This is a genomic window from Corallococcus llansteffanensis (genome assembly GCF_003612055.1).
GTDB lineage: Bacteria > Myxococcota > Myxococcia > Myxococcales > Myxococcaceae > Corallococcus > Corallococcus llansteffanensis.
The window spans coordinates 1-12,050 of sequence record NZ_RAWB01000306.1; the positions used below are offsets into that span (position 1 = coordinate 1).

Consider the following 12,050-nt stretch of genomic DNA (forward strand, 5'->3'; position numbering starts at 1 on the left):
CCATCGGCAAGCCCATCGGGCAGTCCACCGTCTACGTACTGGACGCGGCCCTGCGGCCCGTGCCCGTCGGCGTGGCCGGAGAGCTCTTCGTCGGTGGCGCGGGCCTCGCCTGGGGCTACCTGCGCCGTCCCGACCTCACCGCCGAGCGCTTCGTTCCGAGCGCCTTCTCCTCCACGCCCGGCGAACGCCTCTATCGCACCGGCGACAAGGCCCGCTGGCGCGCGGACGGCACGTTGGAGTTCCTGGGGCGCACCGACTTCCAGGTGAAGCTGCGTGGCTTCCGCATCGAGCCCGGCGAAATCGAGTCCGCCCTGCTCCGGCTCTCCGGCGTCTCCGAGGCCCGGGTGCTCCTGCGCGAGGATGTGCCCGGCGACAAACGCCTCGTCGCATACGTCGCGATTCCTTCCGGATCCGGTGGACCGACGCTGGATGCCGCGGCGCTGCGAACGCACCTCCAGCAGCAGCTGCCCGGGCACATGGTGCCGTCTGCCTTCGTCGTGCTGGAGGCCCTGCCCCTCACCCCCAACGGCAAGGTCGACCGCAAGGCCCTTCCCGTTCCCGAAGCCACCACCTCCTCCACCGGATACGTCGCCCCGCGCACGCCCACCGAGGAGCTGCTCGCGTCCCTCTGGACCGAAGTGCTGCACCTGGAGCGCGTTGGTATCGCGGAGGACTTCTTCGCCTTGGGCGGCCACTCGCTGCTGGCCACGCAGCTGGTCTCCCGCATCCGTGCCGCCTTTGGCGTGGAAGTGTCCCTGCGCGCCCTCTTCGAAGCGCCCACCATCGCGGCCCTCGCCCCACGCATCGAGGCCGCGCGGCAGGCCCGTGCCTTCCAGGCCCCCCCGCTGGTGCCGGCCCCGCGCACGGGGGAGTTGCCACTTTCCTTCGCTCAGCAGCGCCTGTGGTTCATTGATCAGCTCGTCCCCGGCTCTTCCACCTACAACGTCCCTTCCATCCTCCGTCTGGAAGGCGAGCTGCACCTCGAGGCCCTGCGCCAGAGCCTCACTGAACTGGTGCGCCGTCACGAGGCCCTGCGCACCACCTTCTCCGAGACGCAGGGTCAGCCCTTCCAGCGCATCACTCCCGCCGCGAGCCTTCCTCTTCCCATCGTGGAGCTCAGCCCCCTGGGCGAGGCCGCTCTCGACGAAGCCCGCCGACTGGCCTCCGCCGAGGCCCAGCGCCCCTTCGACCTGGCTTCAGGCCCCCTCGTGCGCGCCCTGCTGCTGAAGCTCTCGCCCACCGAGCACGTGCTCGTCTTCACCCTGCACCACATCGTCTCCGACGGCTGGTCTCGCGGCGTCCTCGTTCGTGAGGTGGCCGCCCTCTACTCGGCCTTCTGCGACGGTCGGCCTTCCCCCCTGCCCGAGCTGCCCCTCCAATACGCCGACTACGCGCTCTGGCAGCGCTCCTGGCTGCACGGCGACGTCCTGGAGGCTCAGCTCTCCTACTGGCGCCAGCGCCTCGCGGACGCCTCTCCCCTGGAGCTGCCCACCGACTTCCCTCGCCCCGCAGTGCAGTCGTCCCACGGTGGCGTCATCACGCTGCGGCTGCCCCTGCCGCTTGCTCAAGACCTCAAGGCCCTTGGCCAGCGTGAAGGCGTCACGCCCTTCATGCTGCTGCTGGCTTCCTTCCAGGTGCTGCTCTCGCGCTACGCGGACCAGGAAGACGTCAGCGTCGGCACACCTATCGCCGGTCGCACCCACGCGGAGACCGAAGGCCTCATCGGCTTCTTCGTCAACACCCTCGTCCTTCGCTCCCTCGTGGCACCGGGCGCGTCCTTCCACCAGTTGCTCCAGCAGGTGCGCGAGGCGGCCCTGGGTGCCTATGCCCACCAGGACGTCCCCTTCGAGCGCCTCGTCGAGGACCTGCGGCCCCAGCGCGACCTGACGCGGCCTCCGCTCTTCCAGGCCCTCTTCGCCCTGCAGAACACCTCCATGCCTTCTCTTCAGCTACCAGGGCTCTCCCTGCGGGGCCTGGAGCTGGAGGGCCACAACGTCAAGGCCGAGCTGGAGCTGTTCCTCTCCGAATCCTCCAACGGTTTCGACGGATCGCTCGGCTACAACACCGCCCTCTTCGCTCCCGCCACCGCCCAACGCATCGCGCGGCACTTCGTCTCCCTCGTCGAAGCCCTCGTCGCCCACCCCGAGGCGCCTCTCGCCTCCGCCTCGATGCTCTCCCAGGATGAGCTGCACCAGCTCCTGGTGCAGTGGAACGACACGCGGTCGTCCTTCCCCGCCGAGGCCTCCATCCAGCAGTGCTTCGAGCTCCAGGCACGCGAGACGCCTGACTCGGTCGCGCTCGTCTCCGGCGACGACAGCCTCACGTACCGGCAGCTCGAGGAACGCGCCAACCAGCTCGCCCATGTCCTCATTGAATCGGGCGCAGCGCCGGGCATGACCGTCGCTCTCGCGCTGGAGCGCTCGTTCGACCTCGTCGTCTCCCTCCTCGCCATCCTCAAGGCTGGCGCCGCCTACGTCCCCCTGGAGCTGGCGTCCCCGCCCGAGCGCCTCGCCCTGCTGCTGGCGGACTGCCGCGCGCCCCTGCTCCTCACCCACTCCTCGCTGACCCAGCGCCTGCCCCGCTTCGCCGGCCGCACCCTGCTGCTGGACTCCGAGGCCTCGCTCCTCACGCGTCAGCCCACGCACGCGCCCAACGTGCCCACGTCGGCGGAGAGCCTCGCCTACGTCATGTTCACCTCCGGCTCCACCGGCCGGCCCAAGGGCGTCCTCGTTCCCCACCGTGGCGTCGTGCGCCTCGTGTGCGGCTCCTCCTTCATCGACTTCGGCCCCCGGCACTCCTTCCTCCAGCTGGCCCCCGCCGCCTTCGACGCCTCCACGCTCGAAATCTGGGGCGCGCTGCTGCACGGCGCCCGCCTCGTGCTCGCGCCTCCTCACGCCCTCTCCACCGAGGAGCTCGCGGCCCTGCTGCGCCGCCACTCCATCTCCACCCTCTGGCTCACCGCCGCCCTCTTCGAGCAGGTCGCCCTCCACCAGCCCGACACGCTGGCCCGAGTACCCCAACTGCTCGTCGGCGGCGACGTGCTGCCCGCCGAGCATGTGCGCCAGCACCTCTCCCGCCTGAGCCCGGGCTCCGTCCTCGTCAACGGCTACGGCCCCACCGAGAACACGACTTTCTCCACCACCCATGCCCTCCACTCGCGGAGTGACTTCGGCCACGCGGTGCCCATCGGCCGGCCCCTCTCCCAGTCCTCCGCCTACGTGCTCGACGCCTCACTGCGGCCCGTCCCCGTTGGCGTGGCCGGCGAACTCTTCGTCGGTGGCGCGGGCCTCGCGTGGGGCTACCTGCACCGCCCGGAGCTCACCGCCGAGCGCTTCATCCCGCACCCCTTCGCCACCACTCCAGGCGAGCGCCTCTACCGCACCGGTGACAAGGCCCGCTGGCTCCCCGACGGCTCGCTCGACTTCCTCGGCCGCTCCGATTTCCAGGTGAAGCTGCGCGGCTTCCGCATCGAGCCCGGCGAAGTCGAGTCCACCCTGCGCCTGCTCCCCGGCGTCTCCGAGGCCCGGGTGCTCGTTCGCGAGGACGCTCCCGGCGACAAGCGCCTCGTCGCCTACGTCGTCGCGGGCGAAGCCCCTCCCTCCTCGGACACCCTGCGCTCGCACCTCCAGCAGCGGCTGCCCGAGTACATGGTGCCGTCCGCCTTCGTCGTGCTGGAGGCCCTGCCCCTCACGCCCAACGGCAAGGTGGACAGGAAGGCCCTGCCCGCTCCGGAGGCGTCCTCGCTGGAGCGCGAAGCGTACGCGCCCCCGGGCACGCCCACCGAGGAGCTGCTCGCCGGCCTCTGGGCCGACGTGCTCCGGACGGATCGCATCGGACGCGAGGACGACTTCTTCGCGCTCGGTGGCCACTCCCTGCTGGCCACGCAGCTCGTCTCGCGGATCCGCTCCACCTTCGGCATCGAGCTGCCCCTGCGCGCCCTCTTCGAGGCCCCCACGCTCCTCCGGCTCGCCCTCCGGGTGGAGGAGGCGCTCCAGGTCGCCGAAGGCACCGCCCTGCCGCCGCCGGCCGCCATCGCCCGGGGCGACGAAGCGCCGCTGTCGTTCGCGCAGCAGCGGCTGTGGTTCCTGGATCAGCTCCAGCCCGGCACGGCCACGTACAACATCCCGCACGCCCTGCGCCTGGAAGGGCCGCTGGACCTCGCCGCGCTGGAGCGCGCCTTCCGCGAGCTGCTCCAGCGTCACGAGTCCCTGCGCACCACCTTCCATGCGCAAGCGGGCGAGCCCGTCCAGCGCTTCCACGCCACCTCCGACTTCGCCCTGGACGTGCTGGACCTGGAGCACCTTGCCGGGGACGCGCGCGAGGCCGAGGCCCGGCGCCTCGCTGGCGCCGAGGCCCGGCGCCCCTTCGACCTCGCGAGGGGGCCGCTCCTGCGCGCCTCGCTGCTGAGGCTCACCGGGCACCAGCACGTGCTGCTCGTGACGATGCACCACATCGTCTCCGACGGCTGGTCCATGGGCATCCTCGTGCGCGAGGTGGACGCCCTCTACCGCGCCTTCGCCGTGGGCCTCGGCTCGCCCCTGACCGAGCTGCCCCTCCAGTACGCCGACTACGCCCTCTGGCAGCGCGCCTGGTTGCAGGGAGACGCCCTCGAGCGGCAGCGCTCCTGGTGGCGCCAGCACCTGGCCGGCGCGCCGCGAGCGCTGGAGCTGTCCACCGACTTCCCGCGCCCCGCCGTCCAGTCCTTCCTCGGCGCCTCCGTCCCGTTCCTGCTGCCCCCGGAGCTCTCCCGCGCCCTGCAGACGCTGGCCCAGCGGCACGGCGCCACGCTCTTCATGGCCCTGCTGGCCTCCACGCAGGCCCTGCTCGCGCGCCACTCCGGCCAGGACGACGTCGTCATCGGCTCGCCCATCGCCGGCCGCCGCTTCGCGGAGCTCGAGGGCCTCATCGGCTTCTTCATCAACACGCTCGCGCTGCGCTCCCGCGTGAACGACGACCCCACCTTCGTGGAGCTGCTCGCCCGCGTGCGCGAAGCCACCCTCGGGGCCTACGCGCACCAGGACCTCCCCTTCGAGAAGCTCGTCGAGGAGCTGCAGCCCCGCCGCGACCTGAGCCGCTCACCGCTCTTCCAGGTGATGCTCATGCTCCAGAACGCGCCCCGAGCGGAAGGCGGCGCCCGGCCCGACGCCCTGTCCCTGCGCTCCGTCGAGCAAGACGCCAGCACGGCCGCGAAGTTCGACCTCACCTTCGTCTTCACGCACTCGCCCCAGGGCCTGGTCGGCTCCATCACCTACAGCACCGCCCTGTTCCGGGAGGACTCCGTCCGCCGGCTCGTCGGACACCTGCGCGTGCTGCTGGAGGCCGCCGTCCGCGCGCCCCAGACGCGCGTGCACGACCTGCCCCTGCTCCCGCCCGACGAGCGGCAGCAGGTGCTCCGCGCGTGGAACGACACGGCCCGTCCCTTCGACGCCTCCAGCGTCCACGCCCAGTTCGAGTCCCAGGCCACCCGCACGCCGGACGCGCTCGCGCTCATCTCTGGCGAGGAGCGCCTCACCTACCGTCAGCTCCACCAGCGCGTCCTGCGTCTCTCGCGCAGGCTCCAGGCGCTGGGCGTGCGCCCGGATGAGCCCGTGGCCCTGTGCGCCCGCCGCTCCCCGGACATGGTCGTGGGCATGCTCGCCATCCTCCACGCCGGGGGCGCCTACCTCCCGTTGGATCCGGGCTACCCCGCGGACCGCCTCGCCTGGATGCTCCGCGACTCGGCAGCCCGCGTGCTCGTCACCCAGCGGTCGCTGGGGGAGGCGGTGCCGGCGGACGGGCTCGACGTGGTGCTGCTCGATGACACCGGCGACGCAGAGGCCGCGCACGCTCCGGGCGCCTCCCTGCCCGGAGCGCTGGCCTACGTTATCTACACGTCGGGAAGCACGGGCCGCCCCAAGGGCGTCATGGTGCCCCACCGCGCCGTCTCCCACTTCCTGGACGCGATGGACGCGGTGCTGGGGACGTCCGCGTCTGGCACCTGGCTCGCCGTCACCAGCATCTCCTTCGACATCCACGTCCTGGAGCTGCTCTGGACGCTGACGCGGGGCTTCCAGGTCGTCCTCCACGACGAACAGGCCGCGGCCCGGGGCGCCGCGCTCCCGCTCGCGCAGGTGCTGCGTCGCCACGCCATCACCCATTTGCAGTGCACGCCCGCCTTCGCGCGCTCACTCGTGCTGGCGCCCGAAGCCGTGACGTCCCTCGGAGCCCTGCGGCACCTGCTCGTCGGCGGCGAAGCCCTGCCCGGGCCCCTCGCGCTCCAGCTGCGGGAGGCCCTGCCCTCGGCCGTGCTGCGCAACATGTACGGCCCCACGGAGACCACCGTCTGGTCGTCCACGCACCCCGTCACCGACAGCGCACCGCCCGCCACCGTCTCCATTGGCGCGCCCCTCGCGAACACGCGCCTGTACGTGTTGGATCCGCGGGGCCAGCCCGTGCCCATGGGCGTGCCCGGTGAGCTGTTCATCGCGGGGGAGGGCGTGGTGCGCGGCTACCTGGCGCGCCCGGAGCTGACCGCCGAGCGCTTCGTGCCAGACGCCCTCTCCGGCCTGCCCGGCTCGCGCCTGTACCGCACCGGCGACCTCGCGCGCTGGCGCCTCGACGGGACGCTCGACTTCCTGGGCCGCACCGACTTCCAGGTGAAGGTGCGCGGCTTCCGCATCGAGCCGGGAGAGGTGGAGGCGGTCCTCGTCCGTCACCCGGACGTGCTCCAGGTGGTGGCCGGGGCCCGGCTCGACGCCTCCGGCGACGGCAGGCTCGTGGCGTGGGTGGTGCTCAGGGACGACCGCGCGCTGGAGCCCGCCGGGCTGCGCGACTTCGCCCGCCGGCACCTGCCCGAGCACCTGGTGCCCTCGCTCTTCATGGCGCTGGACGCCTTCCCGCTTACCCCCAACGGCAAGGTGGACAGGAAGGCCCTGCCCGTCCCGGAGGCTCCGGTCTCCACCGCCGGGTACATCGCCCCGAGCACGCCCACCGAGGAGCAGCTCGCGGCCCTCTGGGCCCAGGTGCTGCGCGTGCCCCGCGTGGGCGCCACCGACAGCTTCTTCGACCTGGGCGGACACTCGCTCCTGGCCACGCAGCTCGTCTCGCGCCTGCGCGCCACCTTCGACATCGAGCTGCCCCTCCAGGCGCTGTTCGAAGCGCCGACCCTGGCGGAGCTGGCGGCGCGCATCGACGCCGCGCTCCAGTCCGGCCGGCTCGCGGCGGCCCCTCCCATCCTGCGCGCGTCGCCCGCCCAGGCGCTGCCCACCTCGTACTCGCAGCACCGGGTGTGGCTGCTCGACCAGTTGGCCCCCGGCAGCACGGCGTTCAACATGCCCCTGGCCCTGCGCCTGTCTGGAGCGTTGGACATCGAAGCCCTGCGCCAGAGCCTCGAAGCCCTGGTGCACCGGCACGACGCCCTGCGCACCACGTTCCGCGCGACCGCCGAGGGCCCCCTCCAGGTTGTCGCGCCACCCGGCCCCCTGACGCTGGAGCCCCTCGACCTGCGCTCGCTGCCCGCCGACGCGCGCGAGTCCGAGGCCCAGCGCCGCTTCGACGCCGAGGCCCTGCGCCCGTTCGACCTCGCCACGGGCCCGCTGCTGCGCGTGTCGCTGCTGGCCCTGGACGCCGAGGAGCACGTCCTGCTCCTCACCCTGCATCACATCATCAGCGACGGCTGGTCCATGTCCGTGATGGTGCGCGAGGTGGTGGAGCTCTACCGGGCCTTCGCCGCCGACGCGCCCGCGTCCCTGCCTCCGCTGCCCCTCCAGTTCGGCGACTACGCCGCGTGGCAGCGCCAGTGGCTGCAAGGGGACGTGCTGGAGGAGCAGCTCACCTGGTGGCGGCGCCAGTTGGACGGGGCACCGCGGTCACTGGAGCTGCCCACCGACCGGCCCCGCGCGCCCCACGCCTGGCTCCGGGCGGGCCTGCTCCCCGTGGAGCTTCCGCTGGCGCTGAGCGAAGCCGTGGAGGCGCTCTGCCGCCGCGAGGGCGTCACGCCCTTCATGTTCCTGCTGGCGGCCTTCCAGGTGCTCCTGGCGCGCTACTCCGGCCAGGACGACATCAGCGTGGGTTCGCCCGTGGCGGGCCGCAACCGCGCCGAGCTGGAAGGGCTCATCGGCTTCTTCCTCAACACCCTGGTGCTGCGCACCCGCCTGGACGGGGACCCCACCGTGCGCGAGCTGCTGGCCCGCGTGCGCACCACCGCGCTGGACGCCTTCGCGCACCAGCACGTGCCCTTCGAGCAGCTCCAGCCGATGCGCGACCTGCACCAGGCGCCGCTGTTCCAGGTGATGTTCATCCTGCAGAACACGCCCCCGGCGGAGCTGTCCGTCCCGGGGCTGACGTTCCGCGCGCTCCCCTCCCGGGGCCGCGCCGCCAAGTTCGACCTGACGCTGTCGCTCAGCCGGAGCGAGCGGGGCTTCGCGGGGACGCTGGAGTACGCCCAGGACTTCTACGACGCCTCCACCGCCGAGCGACTGATGCGCCACCTGCGGGTGCTGGTGGAGGCCCTGGTGGCCGCCCCCGAGCGCAGGCTCTCCGCGCTCCCGCTGCTGACGGAGGCCGAGCGCCGACAGGTGCTGGTGGACTGGAACGCCACGCGCGAGGACTTCCCCGACGCCTGCGTGCACACGATCTTCGAGGCCCAGGTGCGCCGCGCGCCCGACGCTCGCGCCGCCACGTTCGAGGGCACGCACCTCACCTACGCGGAGCTGGACGCCCGCGCCAACCAGGTCGCCCACGCGCTGCGCCGCCGGGGCGTCGGGCCCGAGGTGCGCGTGGCCCTGAGCGTGGAGCGCTCGCTGGACGTCGTCATCGGCCTGCTGGGCATCCTCAAGGCCGGGGGCGCGTGGGTGCCGGTGGATCCACTCCTGCCGCGCGAGCGGCGCGCCTTCATGCTGGAGGACAGCGGCGCCCAGGTGCTGCTGACGCAGGCATCGCTGCGTGACCGCTTCCCCGAGCCCCACCGGACGTCCGCCCTCTGCCTGGACACCGAGCACGACGCCCTCGCGCAGGAGCGCACCGACGCACCGGCCCGCGGCGTCACTTCGCGCCACCTGGCCTACGTGCTCTACACGTCGGGCAGCACCGGGCTGCCCAAGGGCACCCAGGTGGAGCACCGGAGCGTGGCCAACCTCGTCACGCACGAGGCGGCGGCGTATGGCATTGGACCGGGCGACCGCGTCCTCCAGTTCGCCAACCTGAGCTTCGACCTGTCGGTGGAGGAGATCTTCACCACGCTGTGCGCCGGGGCGACGCTGGTGCTGGCGCCGCTGGAGAAGCTGATGCCGGGCACACCGCTCCAGCAGTTGCTGCGCGAGGAGGCCATGACGGTCATCAGCCTCACGCCCGCGGCGCTGGCGGCCACGCCCTCGGACGGGCTGCCCGCGCTGCGCACCGTCATCTCCGGAGGCGAGGCGCTGCCGGCGGAGGTGGTGGCGAGCTGGGCCCTGGGCCGACGGCTGCTCAACACCTACGGCCCCACGGAGGCCACCGTGGTGGCCACGCTCACCGACTGCGTGGCGGACGGGCGCGTGCCCGCCATCGGCCGGCCGCTGGCGAACGTGCGCACCTACGTGTTGGACGCGCGCGGCGAGCCGGTGCCCGTGGGCGTGCGGGGAGAGCTGTACCTGGGAGGCGTGGGCGTGGCGCGCGGCTACGCGGGCAGGCCCGCGCTGACGGCCGAGCGCTTCGTGCCGGACGCCTTCTCCGGCGAGGCCGGAGCCCGGCTGTACCGCACGGGAGACGTGGTGCACTGGCGCGAGGACGGCACGCTGGAGTTCGTCGGCCGCGGCGACGCGCAGGTGAAGGTGCGCGGCTTCCGCATCGAGCTGGGAGAGGTGGAGGCGGTGCTGCGCGCGGCCCCCACGGTGAAGGAAGCGGTGGTGCTGGCGCGCGAGGACGTGCCGGGTGACAGGCGCCTCGTGGCCTACGTCGTCGCGGACGCCCCGGACGTGTCCGCGCTCCGGGAACATCTGAAGCAGCACCTGCCCGAGTACATGGTGCCCGCGGCCTTCGTGGCGCTGCCCGCCCTGCCCCTCACCGCCAATGGCAAGGTGGACCGCAAGGCCCTGCCCGCACCGGAGTACACCGGCGACGACCGCGAGCACGTCCCACCGCGCACCGAAACCGAGGAGCGGCTCGCCGGCCTGTGGCGCCCGCTCCTGGGCGTCGTCCGGGTGGGGGCCACCGACAGCTTCTTCGACCTGGGCGGCCACTCCCTCCTGGCCACCCAGGCCATCAGCCGCATCCGGGAGGCGTTCGGCGTGGAGCTTCCGCTGCGCGCCCTCTTCGACGCGCCCACCGTCGAGGGGCTGTCCCGCCTCATCGACGCGGCCCTCGAGGGCAGGGGCGTGCCGGTCCCCTCCCGTCGGCGTGAAGCCCCCGCGCTGTCCCTGCCCCTCCTCCCGCTGGAGGAGGTCGCGGCGCGCGAGCTGGCGCGGCCCCCGAAGGTGGAGCCGCGCGATGACTCCGACAGCGTCCGCCCGCTCACCGACGCCGAGCGCCAGCAGGTGCTCTTCGATTGGAACGCGACGGCGACGGACTTCCCCCGCGATGCCACCCTTCACGGCCTCATCGAGGCGCAGGTGGAGCGCACACCGGATGCCGTGGCGCTCGCCTTCGAGGGCCGCACGCTCACCTACCGGGAGCTGGATGCGCGGGCCAATCAGCTCGCCCATGCACTCATCGCACGGGGCGTCGGGCCCGAGGTTCGCGTCGGCCTCCTGCTGGAGCGCTCCCTGGAGCTCGTCGTGGCCCTGCTCGCCACGTTGAAGGCGGGCGGCGCCTACGTCCCCTTCGACCCCGCCTATCCCGCCCAGCGCCTCACCTGGATGTTGGAGGACGCCCGCCCCGCGGTCCTGCTGGCCCAGGAGCACCTGCTCTCGCGCCTGCCCGCGCAGGAGGCCCCGGTGCTGTGCCTGGACACGCAATGGGAGGACATCGCGCTCCAGCCCCGGCACGCGCCGCCACCGCGCGCCACGCACGACAGTCTGGCCTACGTCATCTTCACCTCGGGCAGCACGGGCCGCCCCAAGGGCGCGATGAATGCCCATGGCGCGGTGGTGAACCGGCTGCTGTGGATGCAGTCCGCATACGACCTGAAGCCCCAGGACGTGGTCCTGCAGAAGACGCCCTTCAGCTTCGACGTGTCCGTCTGGGAGTTCTTCTGGCCCCTCATGACGGGCGCGCGGCTCGTGCTCGCGCGGCCCGGGGGACACCAGGACCCGGCGTATCTCACGCGGCTCATCGCCGACGCGGGTGTCACCACGCTGCACTTCGTGCCCTCCATGCTCCAGGTCTTCCTGGAGGAGCCGGGGCTGGAGGCATGCACGTCGCTGCGTCAGGTGGTGTGCAGCGGTGAGGCCCTGCCGCTGGAGCTCGCCGAGCGCTGCCTGCGGCGGCTGCCGTGGGCGGGCCTGCACAACCTCTACGGCCCCACGGAGGCCGCGGTCGACGTCACCTCGCACGCGTGCGTGCGCGGCGAGTCGCGGCGCTCGGTGCCGATTGGCCGCCCCGTGGCCAACACGCAGATCCGCCTGCTGGACGCGCACCTGGAGCCCGTGCCCGTAGGCGTGCCGGGAGAGCTGTTCATCGGCGGCGTGCAGGTGGGGCGCGGCTACCTGGGCCGTCCGGAGTTGACGGCCGAGCGCTTCATCCCGGATGGCTTCAGCGACACGCCGGGCGCGCGGCTGTACCGCACAGGCGACGTGGCCCGCTGGCTGCCGGATGGCGCCATCGAGTACCTGGGCCGCGCCGACTTCCAGGTGAAGGTGCGCGGCCTGCGCATCGAGCTGGGAGAGATTGAAGCCACGCTGGAGCAGCACCCCTCCGTGCAACAGGCGGTGGTGGTGGCGCGTGAGGAAGTGGCCGGGGACAAGCGCCTCGTCGCCTACGTCGTGCGGAGCGGCGGCACCGGGGCGGTGGACGTCACCGGGCTGCGCTCACACCTGCACGAGAAGCTGCCGGAGTACATGGTGCCCTCCGCCTTCGTGGTGCTGGACGCCCTGCCGCTGACGCCCAGCGGCAAGGTGGACAGGAAGGCCCTGCCCGCTCCCGAAGCCTTGCAGGCC

1 protein-coding gene is annotated in these 12,050 nt (G+C 72.7%); it reads left to right on the forward strand.

The genetic code is table 11. The features are described 5' to 3' along the window. Positions 1-12,050: non-ribosomal peptide synthetase (locus D7V93_RS25760; RefSeq protein WP_120645923.1), on the forward strand; the 12,050-nt coding region annotated here is incomplete at both ends.